Genomic DNA, 21,313 nt, shown 5'->3' with positions numbered 1-21,313 from the left:
TGTGTGGAGCAGATCATGAGTGAATTTATCCGGATTGAAAAAGGCGAAGGCGGTTGGGGTGGCCCATTAGTGCTGCCCATCGTCCCCGGTAAGAAAATTGTTTATATCACGGCAGGAACTCGCCCGGCGATTATTGACCGTATTAGTGAACTGACCGGCTGGGAAGCGGTTGATGGATTTAAAGAAGGTGAACCACCAGCAGAAGAGATCGCGGTCGCCATTATTGACTGCGGTGGCACCCTGCGCTGCGGCCTGTATCCCAAACGCCGTATTCCAACCGTCAACATCCATTCAACCGGTCAATCCGGCCCGATGGCGCAATACATACTGGAAGATATTTATGTTTCCGGGGTGCGTGAAAAAAATATCCAGAAAATCAGCGGAGCTGACCAGGCAACAGCAGTCGTAGTGAACACCGAATCCGCAGCTGCGGTGGCAGCCAAAGGTGGGCGTGATTACGACACCAGCAAGAAAATCACCGAGCAGAGTGACGGATTGTTGGCGAAAGTGGGTATGGGCATGGGCTCTGTCGTGGCGGTGTTCTTCCAGTCAGGCCGCGACACCATTGATACCGTGCTGAAAACTATCCTGCCGTTTATGGCCTTCGTTTCAGCCTTAATCGGCATCATCATGGCATCCGGTTTGGGTGATTTTATTGCCCACGGCTTAACTCCACTGGCTAGCAGCCCGATAGGGTTAGTGCTCCTGGCGCTGATCTGCTCCTTCCCGCTGTTGTCCCCATTCTTAGGCCCAGGGGCGGTTATTGCCCAGGTTATCGGCGTATTAGTTGGGGTACAAATTGGTTTGGGGAATATCCCACCACAATTAGCCCTGCCAGCGTTATTTGCGATAAATGCTCAGGCAGCCTGTGACTTTATCCCTGTTGGTCTCTCTCTGGCTGAAGCGAAGCAAGATACCGTGCGGGTTGGCGTCCCATCAGTACTGGTTGGTCGCTTCCTCACCGGCGCACCAACGGTATTGATTGCCTGGGCAGTATCGGCCTTTATCTATCAGTAAGAGTTATCGAATCGATAAGAGCATCACCTAAAGATTTCTGTAATACATTCAACGGTTAAGGATGTACGTATGAATACTATTTATCAGACAACCATTACCACTATCGGCGACAGCGCCCGCGAGGCGCTGCTTGATGACATGCTCATCACCTTCCGCGAGGGGGCACCCAAAGATATTGAAGAGTTCTGTTTTATCCACCAGCACAGTACCACTGATGGGGAGTTACAGGCAGGCAACATTATGGAACTGGCACAGTTGCGCTACATCATCACTGCGGTTGGCGAGGTGGCAACTCAAAATCTGCGGGAGTTGGGCCACGTCACCATCCGTTTCAATGGTGATCAGCAGCCCGAGTTCCCCGGCTCCATCCATGTGAATGGCCCGACCCCCAGTGATATTCCTGTTGGTAGCTCACTGAAATTTATTCGTTAATTTATTTATTAATTTATATCCGACGTTATTGGCGTTGCAGCGAGTGACAAATCGGTCAAACCGATTTGAACAGCATTTATGCTAGCCCGCAGGGTGAGCCTCAAAAAGGCTCATTAATCCCGAATCACTGACATCAGTCAGTGATTCGGGTGAAAGAGTGCCGCTAACACAGCTGCAGCTTCAAGTACCAAGGATATTAGCCAAAGTAATTGGAGTTGCAGCAAGGCAGCCAGCGAGTGACAAATCGGTCAAACCGATTTGAACAGCATTTATGCTAGCCCGCAGGGTGAGCCTCAAAAAGGCTCATTAATCCCGATGAGCTGACATCAGTCAGTGATTCGGGTGAAAGAGTGCCGCTAACACAGCTGCAGCTTCAAGTACGAAGGATAATGGAGGTGTATATGTCACAACAAGTAGCAGTAGTGATTGGTGGTGGGCAAACTCTGGGCGCATTCTTGTGTCAGGGGCTTGCTGAAGCAGGTTATAAAGTGGCGGTGGCTGATTTAAATTCAGATAACGCACAGTTGGTGGCCGACCAGATTAATGCAGAGTATGGCGCAGACACTGCCCGTGGTTTTCAGGTTGATGCCACCAATGAAAGCAGTGTGGAGATGCTGGCAAAAGCCGTCGATCAGCGCTTCCATCAAGCAGATTTATTGGTTTACAGTGCGGGCATTGCCAAAGCCGCGCCGATTACAGATTTCCCGCTGGATGATTTTGACCGCTCATTACAGGTGAATCTGGTGGGCTACTTCTTATGCGCCCGTGAGTTCTCTCGGCTGATGATCCGTGATGGTAATGGCGGACGCATTATCCAAATCAATTCTAAATCGGGTAAAGTGGGCAGCAAACACAACTCCGGTTACAGTGCCGCGAAGTTTGGCGGTGTGGGGCTGACGCAATCACTGGCATTGGACTTGGCTGATTACGGTATTACCGTGCATTCATTGATGTTAGGGAATTTACTCAAATCACCGATGTTCCAATCACTTTTACCACAGTACGCCGCTAAGTTGGGCATTAAACCAGAAGAAGTTGAGAAGTACTATACCGATAAAGTGCCGCTAAAACGTGGCTGTGATTATCAAGATGTGCTAAATACCCTGCTGTTCTACGCCAGTGATAAAGCCGCCTATTGCACCGGCCAATCGATAAATATTACCGGCGGGCAGGTGATGTTTTAAAGTAGCCAACACCCGGGTCACTGACTCGCACCAGTGACCCGGGCCACCCATCAGCAGCTAACACCGCTGCAGCGCCAAGGGAGAAGAGTAAATGACACCTACATCTGCACTAATCAGTGTTGTCATCATCGCCTGGGTCCTACAAATCTTGCTGGGTTGGTGGCAAATTAATCAATTTAATCGTGCTTTTGATCGCCTGTGTCAGCACAGTAAATCGGTAGGGGTTGGCCGCTCTGGTGGGCGTTTTAAGCCCAGAGTGGTGATGGCTTTAGCTTTTGATGAGAATATGCGGGTCAGCGACAGCATGATCATGCGTGGAATCAGTGTGTTTGCCCGCCCACGCCCATTAACTCACCTCCATGGGTTACATCAGCAGGATTTAATTCCAAATGTGATCTTTCCTACGGATACCGCATGTCAAACTGCACTATCGTTAGCGATTAAACCGAAATCATGATATTTTCATAATGAAAGTTATTCTTTTTCATGTGAAAGTTATGCCTGAAAAAGAGGCAATGGAAATACTTGAGCAGGAATCGCTATGAAACCAAAGCAGCGGCAGGTTGCTATACTGGAATATCTCCAGCAACACGGTAAGACGGCAGTTGATGAACTCGCCGACCACTTTTCGACCACCGGAACCACTATCCGTAAGGACTTAACCACTCTCGAGAAAGAGGGGGCGGTTATTCGTACCTACGGCGGCGTGGTGTTAAATCGTGATGATGTCGAGCAGCCAATTGACCGCAAAACACATATCAATACCGATAAGAAAAAACAGATTGCCCAAGCGGCCAGTCAACTGATCAAAGATGGCGACAGCCTGGTTTTTGATGCCGGGAGCACGGTGTTACAAATGGTGCCGCACCTGACAAAATTCAACAATATCACGGTGATGACTAACAGCCTGCATATCGTCAATGAGCTGGTTGAGTTAAATAACGATCAAACAATTCTGATGCCAGGCGGCACTTACCGTAAAGGCTCAGCCTCTTTTCATGGTAGTCTGGCGGAGTCTGCATTTGATAATTTCAGCTTCGATAAGCTGTTTATCGGCGCAGATGGTGTTGATTTGAAAGCCGGTGTCACCACGTTTAACGAAGTTTACCATGTCAGTACCGCGATGTGCCGTGCCGCCAGCCGCATCATTCTGCTGGTCGACTCCTCCAAATTTGGCCGTAAAAGCCCGAATGTAGTTTGCCCATTAAGCGCCGTTGATACCCTGATTACCGATAAAGGGATTAGCCCGGAATATTTGCAGGCACTACAAGAGATGGGCATTAACATCATTCTGGTTGATAAAAATGAGTAATCCACTGCTGACCTACGCCCGTGAAACACTGGAAATTGAGCTGACAGAAGCCCACAAGTTGCTGTCTCGATTAGATGATAATTTTATTCGTGCATGCGAGCTGTTGCTGGCCTGCACCGGTAAAGCGGTGGTGTCCGGTATCGGAAAATCCGGCCATATCGGCAAAAAGATCGCCGCCTCACTGGCCAGTACCGGCACCCCCGCATTTTTCGTCCATCCTGCCGAAGCATTACATGGCGATTTGGGCATGATTGGCCCGCAGGATGTGCTGATTTTTATCTCCTACTCTGGCCGGGCTAAAGAGCTGGATCTGATTTTGCCCCTGCTGGCTGACAGCCATATTCCGGTGATTGCTATCACTGGTGGTAAAGAGTCACCACTGGCACAAGGTGCCGCCTGCGTATTAGATATCAGTGTTGAGCACGAGGCCTGCCCAATGGGGCTAGCTCCCACATCCAGCGCAGTAAATACCCTAATGATGGGTGATGCACTGGCAATGGCATTGATGCGCCATCGCGGCTTCAATGCAGAAGATTTTGCCCGCTCACATCCGGGGGGCAGCTTAGGTGCGCGCTTGCTAAATCGCGTCCATCATTTGATGCGAACCGGTGATCGCCTGCCGGTAGTGAATGAATCCGACAGCGTTATGGAGGCGATGCTGGAGCTGAGCCGCACCGGACTCGGGTTGGTGGCAGTATGCGATCCGCATCAGCGGGTGGTTGGCGTGTTTACCGATGGCGATTTGCGCCGCTGGCTGGTAAAAGGCGGCACATTACAACAACCACTGGCGGGAGCGATCACCCGCCCCGGCTTCCGATTACCTGAACAGTGGCGTGCTGGCGAAGCGCTGGAAGCACTGCATCAGCATCATATCAGTGCAGCACCGGTGGTAGATCTGCAAGGGAAACTGGTCGGCGCCATTAATCTGCATGACCTGCATCAAGCGGGGATTGCTTAATGATAGCGGCGGGGCATGGCACTCAACATCATGCTCCGCGCTCACTATCTGCCGCCAAAGATTAGCGCCAGTTAGGATCTTGCTGTAACTGCTTTTTCAGCAGCGCCTGAATGTGCTCATCAGGGCGGCCCAGCCATTGATAAGTGGCGAATTGACTCGGGTTATCCAGTGCTTGCGGCTTATCCTCCACCGAGACTCTCATCCCCCACGCCTGCCAAACTTGCTTTTTATTCTGGCTAAATGCCACCCACATAAATTGGTTGCTGCAATCATGGGGTTTACAAATGCGGCCCACTTTATACTGCTGCCCTGCCCAATTGATGACCTCATACGGCCCTGAGGTTCCCACCCCTTTGCGCGCCCATGCCGGCAGGTTTTTTTGGCTCTTGGTCATTTTCTGCCAGCTATTTTTATAAACCGGCTGTTGCAGAAGATCCGCCGTGGTCGGCAGGGGTTTAGCCGGCGTAGCCTGAGAAGGTGCCGAAGTTGAAATGGATGAAGCTAAAACGGTTGAAGTTGCACTGGCTGGCTGCGCGAAGGCCCAGGAACTGGCACTGAGTATCGCAGCAGCAGCAAGACAATGGAGGGTTTTATGACCTTTCATTATCGAAATCCTTATGATCTGATTAATCTACTCGCCGGAGTATTGAACATGCTCTCTGTGCAACTGATTTGCAGGCGTAGTGTTGGTTTGCCTGTCTATGACCATCAACAGTAGAAAAAGTTGATCCATAGCACGAATTTTCACGCTAATTCCAGTTATACCACAATCGGTATGACAGCTTGAGTTAAGCTATGAACCAGATGATGATGAGAAGGCCATGCCATGTTAACCTATGAGTTACCCAAAGAACCCGAGAAGCTCTATTACTCTGCCGGGGATGCCCATCCGCTGGACAAGCTTGAGACCGATAAGATCATCCAGATGGTGATCGATCTTGATGTCGCCAACTCAGATAGCGAGCACTATGTCACCGGCTGGATGGGGCTCAATAGTGTGGTGGTGGTGCGTAACTATCAAAATAAGCGCGGCACGGCCAACGGTTTTGTGGTGAACAAAGGCGATCGCTATCGGCTAAGTATTCAGTCGATTGAGTTCCGCATTCCGAAAGCGGTGCTGTGGATGAGCTTTCGCCGCAAGCCGCGCACCATGGAGTTAATCACCTACGAAACACTGGGTGAGCAACCTGGCGGTATGCAGCAATACCGCAATATCCTCGACGAAGAGCTGCTACAGCAGTTGGATGCGGATTGGCGCGAACTAAATGACTATCTGGGAGCCGCCTGCTGGCAACTGGAGAACGACACCCCGCTGTGGCAGCAAGCCCAACTGCAGATAACACCGGAGGCGATTAGCCAGTTAGCCGATGCCGCCATCTTTCGCAGCAAACCCTTGCAAGCTGACGGCGATTACGCCGGTTTCTGGGCTGGCGAGTACTTTTTTGCCGTCAGACACCCCACGGCCGCTAACCCACTGCCTGCCATAGAGATCTCCTGGCGCGAAAATGAGAAAGAGATTGGTAGCTATCAGTTTAGTCTGATCAACGATGAAGCTGGCAAGCCTAAGCTGTCACTGTGTATCCGCCCCCGCAAAGGCGCGGAGAGTTATCTGCTTAACCGCTTTGATGCTCATCATCTGCAACGTGCCATCGCAATGTTTACCATGACCCAGCGCCATTTGTTACCGTAAACCGCAGCCAGCAAGCTTATCCCGATGAGCTGACTCAAGTCAGTGATTCGGGTAAATGAGCGCCGCTAACACCCCAGTGTTTTCAAGGACGAAGAATATCCCCCCAAAGTCATTGGCGTTGTAGGTAGGCAGCAAGCAAGCTTATCCCGATGAGCTTACACCAGTAAGTGATTCGGGTAAGCGAGCGCCGCTAACACCCCTGTGGTTTCAAGGAAAAAAAAGCCATCCCCAAAGTCATTGGAGCCACAGGTAGGCAGCCAGCGAAAGCATCCCGATGAGCTGACTCAAGTCAGTGATTCGGGTAAATGAGCGCAGCTAACACCCCTGTGGTTTCAAGGAAAAAAGCCATCCCCAAAGTCATTGGAGCCACAGGTAGGCAGCCAGCGAAAGCATCCCGATGAGCTGACTCAAGTCAGTGATTCGGGTAAATGAGCGCAGCTAACACCCCTGTGGTTTCAAGGACGAAGGGGATTACCACCATAAATGGAAATGATGCACCGGCCCAACCCCCCGCCCCACCTCAAGAGTATCGGCTTGCTCCAATGCCCTCTGGAGATAGCCTTTGGCCGCATTGACTGTATCCCCCCAGTTGGCGTGCCGTGGTCGCAACGCCGCTAGTGCTGCTGATAAGGTGCAACCGGTGCCGTGGGTATGGCGAGTGCTGACTCTGCGGGTGACAAAACGCTGCTCCCCTTGCGCGGTAAACAGCCAGTCCGGGCTATCTTCGCCACTTAAGTGACCCCCTTTCATCAGCACCCCCTGACAGCCTAGCGCCAACAGCGCCCGCCCCTGCTCACGCATCTCTTGTTCATCGCGGGCAGATTGGCAATTGAGTAACGCCGCGGCTTCCGGCAAGTTCGGCGTAATCAGGTCTACCTGTGGCAGCAGTAGCTGGCGCAGAGCCGCCACTGCCTCCGGTGCCAACAGCGGATCACCACTTTTCGCCACCATCACGGTATCCAGCACCACAAATGCAATTGGATAGCGGCGCAGTTGCGCGGCGACCACCTCAATAATGTCGGCATTGGCCAGCATACCTATTTTGGCACTATCGATGCGCACATCACTCAGCACTGAATCCAGTTGCGCGGCGACAAAAGCGGGTTCGATGGGATAGAGCGACTGCACGCCGGTGGTGTTTTGCGCCACCAGCGCGGTGATAACCGTGGTGCCGTAAGCTTGCAGAGCAGAGAAGGTTTTCAGGTCAGCTTGAATACCCGCGCCACCACTGGGGTCAGTTCCGGCAATGGTGAGTGCATTAATACGCTTCATGAATACATCCCAACACTCACATTCGTAAGCGATCGGGCGAATAGCGCGGGATTCACAGTGACAACTGAAGAAAAAGCGGCAGGTTGAACGTACATATTCCTCCTAACCGGCGGTCAAGAAGGCGGAACCCTGCGGTGCCGAGACTTCCCTACGCTGGTATAATCCAGATCAGGTAATACGGGTATATCTCAGCCAAACCACTTTTGTGGCGGGCACCCCGAGTCAGAATTGTTATTATCATCGGCAGGTGATAGAAGGTCAACGATGCATTCGCAAAACAAATAATCAAGAGAACAAAAATACGCTGTACTGGAGAGATAACTGAAGAATGAGTATTGAGATTCGTCTGTATCAGGAGAGTGACCGCCCCTTTCTGCGCACTTTGTATCTGGCATCACGCCGTGACGCCTTTAGCTGGCGGGATGGCGAGTGTTTTCACCTGGAAGATTTTGACCGTGCCACTCTCGGAGAGACCATTTTGGTGGCCATCGATGGTGATCAACACTTGGGTTTTGCCTCAATTTTTATCGAGGAGAGCTTCCTGCATAATCTGTTTGTTGATCCTGCGGCGCAATATCTCGGGGCGGGAAAAGCACTATTACTGGCAGCACATGCACTATTTACCCGCCATGGCTCACTGAAATGCCTGGAAAAAAACCAACGGGCGCTGACGTTTTATCAAAAACAGGGGTGGGTGGCGATTGCTACCGGCAAGAGCATTGACGGCGACTATATTTTGATGCATTGGCATAATGAAAAAATTAAATAAGAGAGGGAGCATCAGGCGCTCCCTCAAATGACTAAATAGGGGCTGATGCCTTACTCCCCGCGCAGCGTTTTGACATCATCCACTTTGATATTCAGTGTTGGCTAGAGTCCATCACGATCGGCAACCTTATAAAGCTTATCTCTTGGCTTGAGATTTTTTAGTTTTGTATCAGTGAGCATGTCAGTGTCTCTTGCTAAGTAATACCGTCAAAAATACCGTCAGAAATTTGAGTCTTCCCTCAATCTTTATCCATCGTCAAAAAGAGAAAACCCCCTGCCAAGGCAGAGGGTTTAAGGGTTTGGCTATCGTGGTCAATACTCTTCAAAAGGCAGTAGGCTATTCCCACTCAATGGTTGCTGGTGGTTTACCACTGATATCGTAAACCACGCGCGAGATACCATTCACTTCATTAATGATACGATTTGAGACGCGCCCCAGGAACTCATATGGCAGATGCGCCCAGTGTGCGGTCATGAAGTCGATGGTTTCAACCGCACGCAGTGAAACAACCCAATCATATTTGCGACCATCGCCCATCACGCCAACCGAACGAACAGGCAGGAACACGGTAAAGGCCTGGCTGACTTTATTGTAGAGATCCGCTTTGTGTAGCTCTTCGATAAAGATAGCATCGGCGCGGCGCAGTAAATCGCAATACTCTTTTTTCACTTCGCCAAGCACGCGGACACCTAAACCAGGGCCAGGGAATGGATGGCGGTACAGCATGTCATATGGCAGGCCCAACTCCAGACCAATTTTGCGCACTTCATCTTTAAACAGCTCTTTCAGTGGCTCTACCAACCCAAGTTTCATCTCTTTCGGCAAGCCGCCCACATTGTGGTGAGATTTAATCACATGCGCTTTGCCGGTAGCAGATGCAGCAGATTCAATCACATCTGGATAGATAGTCCCCTGCGCCAACCACTTAACTTGCTCTTGTTTGCAGGCTTCTTCGTCGAAAAGCTCAACAAATACGCGACCAATGATTTTACGTTTGGCTTCTGGTTCGTCCACTCCCGCCAGTGCCGAGAGGAAACGATCTTCTGCGGCCACATGGACAATATTCAGGCCGAATTTATCGCCGAACATCTCCAGCACCTGATCCGCTTCGTTCAAACGCAACAGGCCGTTATCAACAAACACACAGGTCAGGCGTTTGCCAATGGCACGATGCAATAGCATTGCGGTCACTGATGAGTCAACACCGCCGGACAGGCCGAGGATCACGTGGTCCTCACCGATTTGCTCACGCAGGCGGACAATGGCGTCTTCGATGATAGTAGCAGGTGTCCATAGCGCTTCGCAGGCGCAGATGTCCAGAACAAAGCGCTCCAGCAGACGTTGGCCTTGCTTGGTGTGGGTCACTTCTGGGTGGAACTGCACGCCATAAAAACGTTTTTCTTCATTGGCCATAATGGCAAATGGGCAGGTGTCGGTGCTGGCAACAGTGACAAAATCAGAGGGGATAGCGGTGACTTTATCGCCATGGCTCATCCACACATCCAGCACTGCTTCACCGGCTGGATTGATGGCATCTTTGATATCACGGATCAGTGCGCTATCAGTTTTAATCTCAACCTGCGCGTAACCAAATTCGCGCTGATTTGAACCTTCAACTTTGCCGCCCAGCTGCATTGCCATGGTCTGCATGCCGTAGCACACACCTAGCACAGGTACACCTGCGGTGAACACATAATCAGGCGCACGTGGGCTGTCGTGTTCGGTGGTGCTTTCAGGGCCGCCGGAAAGAATGATACCGCTTGGATTAAATTCACGGATCTGGGCTTCAGTGACATCCCACGCCCATAATTCACAATAGACACCAATCTCACGAACACGGCGCGCCACCAGTTGAGTGTATTGCGAGCCGAAATCAAGAATAAGGATGCGATGTTGATGGATATTTTTTGTCATGTGCGGCAAATTCCAAGGGTTTTTAATAAAAGTAAATAATTGAAAGCATTCCATCGGCAGGACTCAAGAAAGGAGTTAACGCCCGCTGCAGAGCATGTGCAGCGGACGATCACCCAATTCGCCAGTTTCAGCCCGAGGAGTTAGCCCATGCGGTAGTTTGGTGACTCTTTAGTGATAGTCACATCATGCACATGGCTCTCTTGAATACCGGCACCACTGATACGAACAAACTCAGCTTTGGTGCGTAATTCATTGATGGTGCCACAACCGGTCAGCCCCATACATGAACGCAGGCCCCCCATTTGTTGATGCACAATCTCTTTCAGCAGACCTTTGTACGCCACGCGCCCTTCAATGCCTTCCGGCACTAATTTATCGGCCGCATTGTCGGTCTGGAAGTAGCGGTCTGAGGAGCCTTTGGACATCGCGCCCAGTGAACCCATCCCGCGGTAAGATTTGAATGAGCGGCCTTGGTACAGTTCGATTTCACCCGGAGACTCTTCAGTACCGGCCAACATAGAACCGACCATGACGCAAGAAGCGCCCGCCGCGATGGCTTTGGCGATATCACCGGAGAAACGAATTCCCCCATCGGCGATAACCGGAATACCGGTGCCTTCCAGCGCTTCGACCGCATCTGCAATTGCCGTAATCTGTGGCACGCCGACGCCTGTAACAATGCGGGTAGTGCAGATTGAACCAGGGCCGATACCCACTTTAACCGCACTCACCCCTGCATCCGCCAGCGCTTTTGCGCCCGAGCCAGTCGCGACGTTACCGCCCACGATTTGCAGGTTTGGATATTTAGCACGGGTTTCGCGGATACGTTGCAGCACACCTTCGGAGTGACCGTGGGAGGAGTCGATCAGTAGAACATCAACGCCAGCAGCAACCAGCGCGTCGATACGCTCTTCGTTACCTGCTCCGGCACCGACAGCAGCACCAACCCGCAGACGACCGTGTTCGTCTTTACAGGCGTTTGGCTTGCGTTCTGCTTTTTGGAAATCTTTCACGGTGATCATGCCGCGCAAGTGGAAGCTGTCATCAACAACCAACACTTTCTCGACGCGTTTTTCATGCATTTTTTGCAGCACAACTTCGCGCGCCTCGCCCTCCTTGACGGTAACCAGACGATCTTTCGGTGTCATCACCGCCGTCACTGGTTGCTCCAGGTCGGTAACGAAGCGAACGTCACGGCCAGTGATGATCCCAACCAGCTCGTAATCTTCGGTCACCACCGGATAGCCGGCGAAACCATTACGGGCGGTCAGCTCTTTAACCTGGCGAAGAGTGGTGGTTGGTGTAACAGTCTGTGGCTCAGTGACAACGCCACTTTCATGCTTTTTCACCCGGCTAACTTCTTCAGCCTGGCGCTCAATGGACATATTTTTGTGGATGAAACCTAAACCGCCCTCTTGCGCCAGCGCAATGGCCAGACGAGCTTCGGTAACAGTATCCATCGCTGCGGAGAGCATAGGGATATTTAGGCGGATAGTTGCGGTCAGTTGAGTGCCAAGTTCCGCCGTATTAGGCAGCACTGTGGAGTGGGCTGGAACCAGGAGAACGTCGTCAAATGTTAGTGCTTCTTTCTTGATACGTAGCATGGGCAATATCTCACCAAGGTGAATGTGAAAAGATAAAATATTGCCGTGGCATTCTACAGAGCGTAACCGTTTGCCTCCAGTACTTTCTCATAATATTTCTTGCCAACAGGTGTGAGGCAGGTAATATCGATCAATTAAGTGCTTGTTTTAAAATTTGATCCAGGTCACATGCCACTATCTTCTGCATCAACAATTTTTACGGTCAGCCGCCTTAATCAGACGGTGCGACAGCTGCTGGAAATGGAAATGGGCCAGATTTGGCTCACTGCCGAGATCTCCAACTTCTCTCAGCCGTCGTCCGGTCACTGGTATTTCACCCTGAAAGACGATCGGGCGCAGGTGCGTTGCGCGATGTTCCGCAACACCAATCGCCGCACCACTTTCCGTCCGCAAAATGGCCAACAAGTGTTGGTCAGGGCATCGATTACGCTGTATGAACCCCGTGGTGATTATCAATTAATCGCCGAGAGCATGCAGCCTGCCGGTGACGGATTGTTGCAACAACAATTCGAGCAGCTCAAGCAGAAATTGGCCGCAGAGGGGCTTTTTGACCAAACTAACAAGCAATCTCTGCCCAGCCCGGCTAAGCAGGTCGGGGTGATTACCTCCGCCAGCGGCGCGGCTCTGCACGACGTTTTGCAAGTTTTACAGCGCCGTGATCCCTCACTGCCGGTCATTATTTACCCGACAGCGGTGCAAGGTGCCGATGCACCATTGCAGATAGTCCGCGCCATTCAGCTCGCTAACTTACGCGCTGAATGTGATGTATTGATTGTCGGGCGTGGTGGCGGCTCGCTGGAGGATCTGTGGAGTTTCAATGACGAGCGGGTTGCCCGCGCCATCTTTAACAGCCGCATTCCGATTGTCAGTGCTGTCGGTCATGAAACCGATGTCACTATTGCTGATTTTGTTGCCGATTTACGCGCCCCTACCCCTTCCGCTGCCGCAGAGTTAGTCAGCCGTAACCAGATTGAATTGGTTCGGCAAATACAGGGGCAGCAGCAACGGATGGAGATGGCGATGGATTACTATCTGGCGCAACGTGGGCAGCAGTTCAGCCGCCTCGAACACCGGTTGCAGCAACAACATCCCCATTTACGACTGGCACGTCAGCAGACACTGCTGTTGAAGCTGCAACGACGCCTGGCAGAGAGTGCGCAGAACCAGATTCGCTTATTGGGTCGGCGCAGCGAAAAGCTCCAGCAGCGCTTGGTTCAAGCGCAGCCGCAGGGGCAGATCCACCGCTACCACCAACGGGTACAGCAGCAAGAGTACCGTTTGCGTCAAGCACTGGAGCGCCAGCTCAATGGCTATCGTCAGCGCTTTGGCATCGCCTGCTCACAGTTGGAAACCGTCAGCCCATTAGCGACATTAGCCCGCGGCTACAGCGTCACTCAGACCCCTGCGGGCGCACTGCTCAAGAGCACCAGACAAGTGCAAGCAGGTGATAAATTAACCACTCGGCTGCAAGATGGTTGGGTGGAGAGTGAGATTACCCAGATCAATGTGGCGAAGAAGCCGCGCCAACGCAAAGCAGCAAAAGAGTAGCGGAGCCGTTTCAGCCCCTCGTGGCACTATCAGAGTGTCGGCAGGTAACTAAAGCGCACACGGCTTTTCGAAATCAACCCGTGACCCTGCTGGCAAAAATAGTCGACTGCGCCACAGGCTTTAAGCACTTGCAGCGGTTTGCCGCAATCAGGGCAATCAGCCTGCTGCTGGTAGTTGCCATGGCAGTTAGCGCAATGATAGTGACCACTGACTTCTGTCATCACTTTTTGGCAAATCGGACATAACGCATCCATCATTTCTCTCCTGTTTTGCGGTTCAACACTCAAATTACGCCCAGCGAACGTAAGAGATAGATCCCAAGTGCGGTGGTGAAGAATGAACCGACCGTGGTGAGCGCAATAATATTCGCCGCCAAAGTGGCATTGCCCCCCATCGCACGGGTCATCACATAGCTACCTGCGGCGGTTGGCGTGGCGGAAAAGAGGAAGATAATTCCTAGCGTCGCGCCACGGAATCCCATCAGCAAACCGCCGAGGGTCATCAGCATAGGCACCACGAATAGTTTGGCCACCGAAGATAACGCCGCCACATTAGACGAACGGAACATCGCCTGCCAATCGAGACTCGCCCCAGTGCACAACAGCGCCAATGGAAGTGCTAAGCCAGAGATATAGCTACCGGTCTGGGCAATCACCGTAGGAATAGGTAAATGGGTTTGAGCATAGGCTAAACCACATAGCAAACCGATAATCAGGGGGTTAGTCACAATGCTGCGTAACAAGGCCATTTTGCTGATTTTCCCGCCCTGCCCGGCTTGCAAGCTGCGGGTGAGTGTAATCACCGACAGCATATTAAATAGTATCACCGTTACCGTTAGGTACATCGACCCCAACGCAACCCCCTCTGCGCCATAGGCGGTCATGGCGAAAGCCAAACCGACAATCGCCGTATTAGCCCTAAATCCACCCTGCACGAAGACACCGCGCTCTTTCGGGTCTTTGACCAGCCATTTGGCGGAGAACTCAAGTAACAAGAAGGTGAACAACGTCCCAACAGCACCATAGATAACCAGTGGTAGGTTATCCATCAGGCTAACATTATTGGTGGCGACACTGAAAAACAGCAAGCAAGGGAGGGCGAGATTGAAGACCACGCGGGTCGCACCATCGCAGAAGCGGTCATCCATCAAACCACCACGCCGTAACAGCACACCGAGCAACATCATCAATAAGTTAGGTACAGTAACACCGAATGCGAAACTCCAGGTTTCCCATGACATGGCGGGTGTTCAACTCCTTTTGTCTACCGGTAAGCGGCCCAGGCCGAAAATTGCCAAAATGGCATCTTAAATACTGTACGCTAAAAAGGCAAAAAGCGCGGAATGCCCGCGCTTTGCTGTGGTTACTTACTTTTTTTCAGGTGCGAAACCAAACGCTTACGTTTACGCATCTGATTCGGTGTCAAGGTATTGCGTTTACCCGCAAACGGGTTTTCACCCTCTTTGAACTGAATGCGGATTGGCGTACCCATTACTTTCAGTGAACGGCGGAAGTAATTCATCAGATAGCGTTTGTAAGAGTCTGACAGATCCGTCACCTGATTGCCGTGGATAACCACAATCGGCGGGTTATAACCGCCAGCATGGGCATACTTCAGCTTAACACGACGGCCGCGAACCAACGGAGGTTGATGATCTTCCTCTGCCATTTGCATAATGCGGGTCAGTAATGAGGTGCCTACTCGTTTGGTAGAGCAGTCATAAGCTTCCTGTATGGATTCAAATAGGTTGCCCACGCCACTGCCGTGCAAAGCAGAAATAAAGTGAATACGAGCAAAGTCAACAAAGCCAAGACGCAGGTCTAGCATATCTTTAACCTGCGCACGGGCCTCTTCTGTCATGCCATCCCATTTGTTGACGGCAATAACAAGTGAGCGCCCACTATTTAGAATAAAGCCTAACAGCGACAGATCCTGATCCGAAATACCATCACGGGCATCAATAACCAACAGTACAACGTTGGAGTCTTCAATGGCCTGCAAGGTTTTAATAACTGAGAATTTCTCAACAGTTTCAGTCACTTTGCCGCGTTTACGCACACCAGCGGTGTCGATCAGAACATATTCACGCTCGTCACGGGTCATCGGGATGTAAATACTGTCACGGGTGGTGCCCGGCAGGTCATACACCACCACACGATCTTCACCGAGGATGCGGTTAGTTAGTGTGGACTTACCTACGTTAGGACGCCCAACAATAGCCAACTTGATTGGCAGAGTCCGCGGATCGAAATCATCCTCTTCATCTTCCGGAATTTCGTCGTCACCAGCTTCCTGCGCCGCCCAATAGGCCGCATTGGCCTCTTCATCGGTCAGCTCAACTTCAGGCTCTTCGGCGTCAATGTAAGGCGCCATAACATCTTCAATCAGTTGGGTAACACCACGGCCATGGGAAGCCGCAATGGCATGTACTTCACCCAAGCCTAATGAATAGAAGTCGGCTGTTGCAGTATCCGGGTCAATACCATCAGTTTTGTTAGCAACTAAAAAGGTGGCTTTCTCACGGCTACGCAGATGTTGGGCAATGCCCTGATCCGCAGGCATCAGCCCGGCGCGCGCATCAACCATAAATAGGACAATATCTGCCTCTTCAATCGCCAGTAACGATTGACCAGCCATCTTGGTTTCTACGCCATCTTCTGTGCCATCAATACCTCCGGTATCGATAACAATAAACTCATGACCCTCGACCTCGGCACGACCATATTTACGGTCACGCGTTAGCCCGGGAAAGTCCGCAACTAACGCATCACGGGTGTGCGTTAAGCGGTTAAATAGAGTGGATTTACCCACATTCGGGCGCCCGACCAGCGCGATGACAGGTATCATTGTTGAAGCCTCATTACTTAATTTTCAAAGCGTTACAGCGCTGTACCGAACTTTCAACAGCGCAGTTTTTAGAAGACAAACGGCCCCTGAACATCAGGAGCCGCTTTAAATCCTTCGTCCTTGAAGTTGCAGCGATATTACTTGCTGCAACGCCAATGACTTGGGTATTGACCTGTTAAACAGGCACTGAATCAAAATTAACGGGTAAAGGCGTAAACCGTGCCGCCTCTGGCCTGAACCAACAGTTTATCGCTGGCAACCACTGGCGCACTTAAGAAGCCAGAGCTATCCACGCTCTGTTGAGCGACGAAACGACCATCATCAGTATTCACCCAGTGCAGATAACCTTCGGCATCACCGACAACCAGATAGCCATTATACATCACTGGAGCGGTCAAGTTACGATGTAATAAATCGCTTTGACTCCAAAGAGTTATACCGCCATCAGTTTTCAGCGCGACAATGCGGTCATTCTGATCGACCAGATAGATGCGGCCACCGTCGACAATAATGTCGTTCACTGCACCCATCTCACGCTTCCACAGAATCTGGCCGGAACGCAGATCCAGTGCCGTCAGGTTACCGTTGTATGCCAGTGCATAAACCACACCATCAACCACCACTGGCGTCGTATCGACATCATTCAGACGGTCAATTTCAGTGGTGCCGGTCACTTGAGAAATACGCTGCTGCCAGATTAACTGACCCTGTTCCATCATCACCGCACTGACGCGGCCATTATCGCCACCAACAATTGCAGCACCGAATGCCACAGCTGGCGCAGATTCGCCACGCAGGGACAAAGCAGGCGTATCCAGATTGAGTGTCCATTTAATCGCGCCGTCAGATTCATTCAGCGCTTGCAGCATACCATTTGAGGTGTGGATCAGAACCACACCATCACTGGCCACAGGGCGAGATAGTGCTTCACCCGCCACCACGGTCTGCCATGCAATCTGACCATCGTCAGAGTTCAGGGCATACACCACTGCTTTCTCGCTACCGACATACACATGTGCACCTGAAGCCGTTACGCCACCCGATAACATTGCAGAGCGGTTGCTGGAAAGGAAGTTAGTTTTCTCAGACAGATCGGTTTGCCAAATTTGCTTGCCAGTGTCTGCATCCATGGCTTTCACCAGACCTTTACGGTCTGCGGCGAAGACAGATGTCCCCTGCCAGGCTGGACGTAAATGAGAGTAATAATCACCAACACCACCACCAACAGAGGTGCTCCACACCTTAGTTGGCGTGAATTGGTTCTCAACTTTTGGCAGTGGTGACATGGTAACCACATCTTCTTCACTGTTAAACAGTGAACAACCGCTCAATAGGGCAACAGATACCAGTCCTACTAAGAGTGTTTTACGCAATTGCATGGGAATACCCCTTAGCTGGACAAATTATTCAATTTCATGCGCAGCAGAGCTTGCAGCGCCTGAGAAGCATTGGATTCGACGCCTTTACTGTAAGCGGCACGCGCACCTGAGATGTCACCTTTGCTTAATAACGCATCACCACGGACATCTTGCGCCATCGCTGTCCAGCCATCACCTTGCACTGCATCCAGTGTTTTCAATGCTTCGTCTGGTTTTTTCAATTGCAGTTGCAAACGAGCGAGACGCAGATTAATCAGTGACAGCAGGTTTTCATCTTTTGTCTGGCCCAGCGCTTGAGTCAGCTGCTGTGCTGCTTTATCAAACTCGTTTTGCTCAACGAAATGATGCGCCAGCTCTAACCCGGCAAGTACGCCATAGTTATTTTTATTGCCCTGAACAAATTTTTCAGCAAGCGCAACACCATCAGCACTGTTAGCTGACAAAGCATCACTAGCTTGCTGATAGGCAGTGGAGGCCTCCGTCATGGCACTATTCTGATGACTCTGCCAGTAACGCCAACCCACTAATGCAGCAATCCCGAGCACCACACCCACGGCCAGCGCTTTACCATTCTCGCTAAAGAAGCGGCGCACTGCATCAACCTGGTCATTATCAGTGGTATAGACTTCCACGGTGTCTCTCTCCTTAACCCAACATCAAAGCCAGACGCGCAGCAACATCCGCTTGCGCCAGCGTTTCTTGTTCACCATTTCGCAAATCTTTGACGACCACTTGATCTGCAGCCACTTCGCTTTCGCCAAGCATTAATGCCACACTAGCCCCCCACTTATCAGCGCGGGTAAATTGCTTTTTGACATTGCCACCGCCGTAATTGGTCATTAATTTCAGTGTTGGCATGGCATCACGCAAGCTTTCGGCGAGTAGCATCGCGGCGCTTTGCGTATTTTGACCTGACGAGATGACATAAACGTCAACGGTCGCCGGTACCTGGAAATCAGCATTGACTGCCTGCACCAATAGGACCAGACGCTCCAGCCCCATCGCGAAACCAACAGCCGGCGTTGCACGACCACCTAATTGCTCGACCAAGCCGTCATAACGCCCACCGGCACAAACGGTGCCTTGTGCGCCTAAACTGTTGGTCACCCACTCAAATACCGTGCGGTTGTAATAATCCAGGCCACGAACTAAACGCTCATTAACGGTATATGGGATGCTGGCTTGGTCCAAAAGTTCACACAGACCTGCAAAATGTTGTTTTGACTCTTCATCCAGGTAATCAGATAGCTTAGGTGCATCATTAAGCAACTGTTGAACATCGGGATTTTTGGAGTCCAGTACCCGTAACGGGTTGCTATACATGCGGCGCTTACAATCTTCGTCCAGCACCTCAACATGCTGTTCCAGGAACGTCACCAGTGCTTCACGGTAATCAGCGCGAGCATCCAATGACCCAATGGAGTTCAACTCAAGCTGCACGTGCTCTGAGATCCCCAAAGCACGCCACCAACGGGCAGTTAGCAGAATCAATTCGGCGTCAATATCTGGCCCTTGCAGGCCGAAAACTTCGGCACCCAACTGGTGGAACTGACGATAGCGGCCTTTCTGGGGGCGCTCATAGCGGAACATCGGGCCGATGTACCACAGACGCTGCTCCTGATTGTACAGCAGACCATGTTCAATACCGGCACGTACGCACCCTGCGGTGCCTTCCGGGCGCAGTGTCAGACTTTCGCCATTGCGATCGTCGAAGGTATACATCTCTTTTTCAACCACGTCGGTGACTTCACCAATAGCGCGTTTGAATAACGGGGTCTGCTCTACAATCGGCATACGAATTTCGCTGTAGCCGTAGCCTGCAAGCACTTGCTTCAAGATGCTTTCAATACGCTGCCATATCGCCGTGTCGGCCGGCAGGTAGTCGTTCATACCACGGATGGCTTGAATGTTCTTTGCCACGTCTGTTCTCTGTAGTTTTATCCCCATCTAACGGGAAGTAGCAACGTTATTAGCGGCCACTCCCGCGAGCTTGGGCATAGTGCAAAAAATAAAGTCGATTATAGAGGTTTGCCATCCACTTATTCAATGGCGGCAATTTGTTACCTCTACAAGCGCAATATGCAATATAAAGTGGGCGCTATCCACTTTTCATGTTGGCTGGCATGCATACTGGCTAATAACACACTACCAGCAGCACCTATCTGCACCCAACGACCTATTTATCATCCAGCAGATTGATAGTAATTCGGTTATTGGCATCAAGCATTGATGCTTTGGCACGAATCTTCGCTTCCAACTGATCAATCATGTTTTTGTTATCAAAGCGCTCTCTCTGACGAACACCATCTTCGTAGAAACCACTTTGGTTACGTGCACCAGTCACACCAATGGTCGATACCAATGCCTCACCCGGCCCATTGACCACACAACCAATGATAGAAACATCCATCGGCGTAATCAGATCTTCAAGCCGTTGTTCCAACGCATTCACTGTACCGATAACATCAAATTCCTGACGGGAGCAGGTTGGACAGGCGATAAAGTTAATCCCGCGCGCACGTATCCGCAGAGATTTAAGGATATCGAAGCCGACTTTAACTTCCTCAACGGGGTCCGCAGCTAACGAAATACGCAGGGTGTCGCCGATACCCTCTGACAGCAGCAAACCCAGCCCAATGGCCGATTTTACTGAGCCACTGCGCGCACCACCGGCCTCAGTGATCCCTAAATGCAGAGGATTATTAATTTGTTTGGCTAACAGGCGGTAGGAGTTTACCGCCAGAAAAACATCGGAGGCTTTAACACTGACCTTAAACTGGTCGAAATTGAGGCGATCGAGAATATCGACATGACGCATCGCGGATTCAAGCAGGGCTTCCGGCGTAGGTTCACCATATTTCTCCTGAATATCTTTCTCCAGCGAACCACCATTAATACCAATACGGATAGGGATATTGTGATCGCGGGCACTGGCAACCACCTCCCGAATACGGGATTCGTTACCAATATTGCCGGGGTTAATTCGTAAGCAATCAACACCATATTCAGCGACTTTAAGGGCAATCCGGTAGTCAAAGTGAATATCGGCAACCAGCGGTACATTCGACTGCTGTTTGATCAACTTAAATGCTTCAGCCGCATCCATCGTCGGCACCGAGACACGTACGATATCCACGCCAACACGTTCCAATGCCCTGATTTGGGCAACTGTGGCATCAACATCCGTGGTTTTGGTATTGGTCATTGATTGCACTGTAATCGGTGCACCATCACCAATAGGCACTTTACCGACGTAAATTCGGGTAGATTTACGGCGGATAATGGGGGATTCGTTATGCATTACACACTCTCCTTTACAGTCGTGTAGGTTATACAACAGAGCACTCTATCAAAACTATGGTGGTTACCTATCTGCACCACCTTATA

20 protein-coding genes and 1 riboswitch are annotated in these 21,313 nt (G+C 51.2%); of the genes, 9 read left to right on the top strand and 11 right to left on the bottom strand.

Going from position 1 to position 21,313, the window contains the following annotated elements; all coding sequences use genetic code 11:
- Positions 1 to 15: 15 nt before the first annotated feature.
- From FFE93_RS05850 to gutQ, 6 genes are all read left to right on the top strand, one after another.
- A complete protein-coding gene (locus FFE93_RS05850) occupies positions 16 to 1,017 on the top strand; it encodes a PTS glucitol/sorbitol transporter subunit IIB (RefSeq protein WP_138774902.1) in 1,002 nt (333 codons plus the stop codon).
- Between the two features lie 69 nt (positions 1,018 to 1,086).
- Positions 1,087 to 1,449, top strand: a complete 363-nt coding sequence (gene srlB / locus FFE93_RS05845) for a PTS glucitol/sorbitol transporter subunit IIA (protein ID WP_005273214.1) — start codon at positions 1,087 to 1,089, stop codon at positions 1,447 to 1,449.
- A 401-nt stretch (positions 1,450 to 1,850) separates the two neighbouring features.
- Positions 1,851 to 2,633: a sorbitol-6-phosphate dehydrogenase gene (gene srlD / locus FFE93_RS05840; RefSeq protein WP_054872369.1), complete on the top strand. Its 783-nt coding sequence runs from the start codon at positions 1,851 to 1,853 to the stop codon at positions 2,631 to 2,633.
- 91 nt (positions 2,634 to 2,724) lie between these two features.
- Entirely contained in the window at positions 2,725 to 3,090 is a 366-nt protein-coding gene (gene gutM, locus FFE93_RS05835; protein ID WP_032897446.1) for a transcriptional regulator GutM, read from the top strand.
- 84 nt (positions 3,091 to 3,174) lie between these two features.
- Entirely contained in the window at positions 3,175 to 3,945 is a 771-nt protein-coding gene (locus FFE93_RS05830; RefSeq protein ID WP_005273204.1) for a DNA-binding transcriptional repressor, read from the top strand.
- Positions 3,938 to 4,903 carry an arabinose-5-phosphate isomerase GutQ gene (gene gutQ / locus FFE93_RS05825; RefSeq protein WP_138774901.1) on the top strand — a complete coding sequence of 322 codons (966 nt, stop codon included), beginning with the start codon at positions 3,938 to 3,940 and terminating at the stop codon, positions 4,901 to 4,903. The genes FFE93_RS05830 and gutQ overlap by 8 nt, the downstream gene beginning before the upstream one ends.
- 61 nt (positions 4,904 to 4,964) lie before the next feature.
- On the opposite strand, the gene FFE93_RS05820 is transcribed toward gutQ, so the two are convergent.
- Complete coding sequence (locus FFE93_RS05820) at positions 4,965 to 5,507, bottom strand: inhibitor of vertebrate lysozyme family protein (protein ID WP_054872370.1); 543 nt, start codon at positions 5,505 to 5,507, stop codon at positions 4,965 to 4,967.
- Positions 5,508 to 5,729: 222 nt separating this feature from the next.
- Between FFE93_RS05820 and FFE93_RS05815 the strand changes: the two genes are divergently transcribed.
- Complete coding sequence (locus FFE93_RS05815; RefSeq protein ID WP_049600690.1) at positions 5,730 to 6,593, top strand: hypothetical protein; 864 nt, start codon at positions 5,730 to 5,732, stop codon at positions 6,591 to 6,593.
- A 471-nt stretch (positions 6,594 to 7,064) separates the two neighbouring features.
- Here the strand turns inward: FFE93_RS05815 and thiD are convergent, their stop codons facing one another.
- Complete coding sequence (gene thiD / locus FFE93_RS05810) at positions 7,065 to 7,865, bottom strand: bifunctional hydroxymethylpyrimidine kinase/phosphomethylpyrimidine kinase (protein ID WP_049600687.1); 801 nt, start codon at positions 7,863 to 7,865, stop codon at positions 7,065 to 7,067.
- Between the two features lie 128 nt (positions 7,866 to 7,993).
- A riboswitch (TPP riboswitch) is annotated at positions 7,994 to 8,095 on the bottom strand.
- Positions 8,096 to 8,193: 98 nt separating this feature from the next.
- Between thiD and FFE93_RS05805 the strand changes: the two genes are divergently transcribed.
- On the top strand, positions 8,194 to 8,634 hold the full coding sequence (locus FFE93_RS05805) for a GNAT family N-acetyltransferase (protein WP_138774900.1): 441 nt from the start codon (positions 8,194 to 8,196) through the stop codon (positions 8,632 to 8,634).
- 336 nt (positions 8,635 to 8,970) lie between these two features.
- Here FFE93_RS05805 and guaA read toward each other — a convergent pair whose 3' ends face one another.
- Both guaA and guaB read right to left on the bottom strand, forming a co-directional pair.
- Positions 8,971 to 10,548: a glutamine-hydrolyzing GMP synthase gene (gene guaA / locus FFE93_RS05800; protein WP_005276975.1), complete on the bottom strand. Its 1,578-nt coding sequence runs from the start codon at positions 10,546 to 10,548 to the stop codon at positions 8,971 to 8,973.
- A gap of 140 nt (positions 10,549 to 10,688) precedes the next feature.
- Positions 10,689 to 12,152, bottom strand: a complete 1,464-nt coding sequence (gene guaB / locus FFE93_RS05795) for an IMP dehydrogenase (RefSeq protein ID WP_004875811.1) — start codon at positions 12,150 to 12,152, stop codon at positions 10,689 to 10,691.
- A 168-nt stretch (positions 12,153 to 12,320) separates the two neighbouring features.
- Between guaB and xseA the strand changes: the two genes are divergently transcribed.
- Complete coding sequence (gene xseA / locus FFE93_RS05790) at positions 12,321 to 13,700, top strand: exodeoxyribonuclease VII large subunit (protein WP_049600668.1); 1,380 nt, start codon at positions 12,321 to 12,323, stop codon at positions 13,698 to 13,700.
- A gap of 29 nt (positions 13,701 to 13,729) precedes the next feature.
- Here the strand turns inward: xseA and FFE93_RS05785 are convergent, their stop codons facing one another.
- From FFE93_RS05785 to ispG, 7 genes are all read right to left on the bottom strand, one after another.
- On the bottom strand, positions 13,730 to 13,954 hold the full coding sequence (locus FFE93_RS05785; RefSeq protein WP_099460511.1) for a zinc ribbon domain-containing protein: 225 nt from the start codon (positions 13,952 to 13,954) through the stop codon (positions 13,730 to 13,732).
- A 29-nt stretch (positions 13,955 to 13,983) separates the two neighbouring features.
- Positions 13,984 to 14,940, bottom strand: coding sequence for an AEC family transporter (locus tag FFE93_RS05780; protein WP_005276968.1), 957 nt, complete (start codon positions 14,938 to 14,940; stop codon positions 13,984 to 13,986).
- Positions 14,941 to 15,062: 122 nt separating this feature from the next.
- Entirely contained in the window at positions 15,063 to 16,547 is a 1,485-nt protein-coding gene (der, locus tag FFE93_RS05775) for a ribosome biogenesis GTPase Der (protein ID WP_005276966.1), read from the bottom strand.
- Between the two features lie 197 nt (positions 16,548 to 16,744).
- Complete coding sequence (bamB, locus tag FFE93_RS05770) at positions 16,745 to 17,926, bottom strand: outer membrane protein assembly factor BamB (protein ID WP_005276964.1); 1,182 nt, start codon at positions 17,924 to 17,926, stop codon at positions 16,745 to 16,747.
- An 11-nt stretch (positions 17,927 to 17,937) separates the two neighbouring features.
- Positions 17,938 to 18,558: a YfgM family protein gene (locus FFE93_RS05765; RefSeq protein WP_005276962.1), complete on the bottom strand. Its 621-nt coding sequence runs from the start codon at positions 18,556 to 18,558 to the stop codon at positions 17,938 to 17,940.
- A 13-nt stretch (positions 18,559 to 18,571) separates the two neighbouring features.
- On the bottom strand, positions 18,572 to 19,846 hold the full coding sequence (gene hisS, locus FFE93_RS05760) for a histidine--tRNA ligase (protein ID WP_032898465.1): 1,275 nt from the start codon (positions 19,844 to 19,846) through the stop codon (positions 18,572 to 18,574).
- A gap of 256 nt (positions 19,847 to 20,102) precedes the next feature.
- The gene (ispG, locus tag FFE93_RS05755; protein WP_005276959.1) at positions 20,103 to 21,227 is read right to left on the bottom strand and encodes a flavodoxin-dependent (E)-4-hydroxy-3-methylbut-2-enyl-diphosphate synthase; all 1,125 of its coding nucleotides are present in this window, start codon (positions 21,225 to 21,227) and stop codon (positions 20,103 to 20,105) included.
- Between the last annotated feature and the right edge of the window lie 86 nt (positions 21,228 to 21,313).

Source organism: Yersinia sp. KBS0713 (assembly GCF_005937895.2).
GTDB classification, from domain to species: domain Bacteria; phylum Pseudomonadota; class Gammaproteobacteria; order Enterobacterales; family Enterobacteriaceae; genus Yersinia; species Yersinia bercovieri.
Note: the sequence above shows the minus strand (reverse complement) of the source record. Positions and strands in the feature narration are given on the sequence as shown.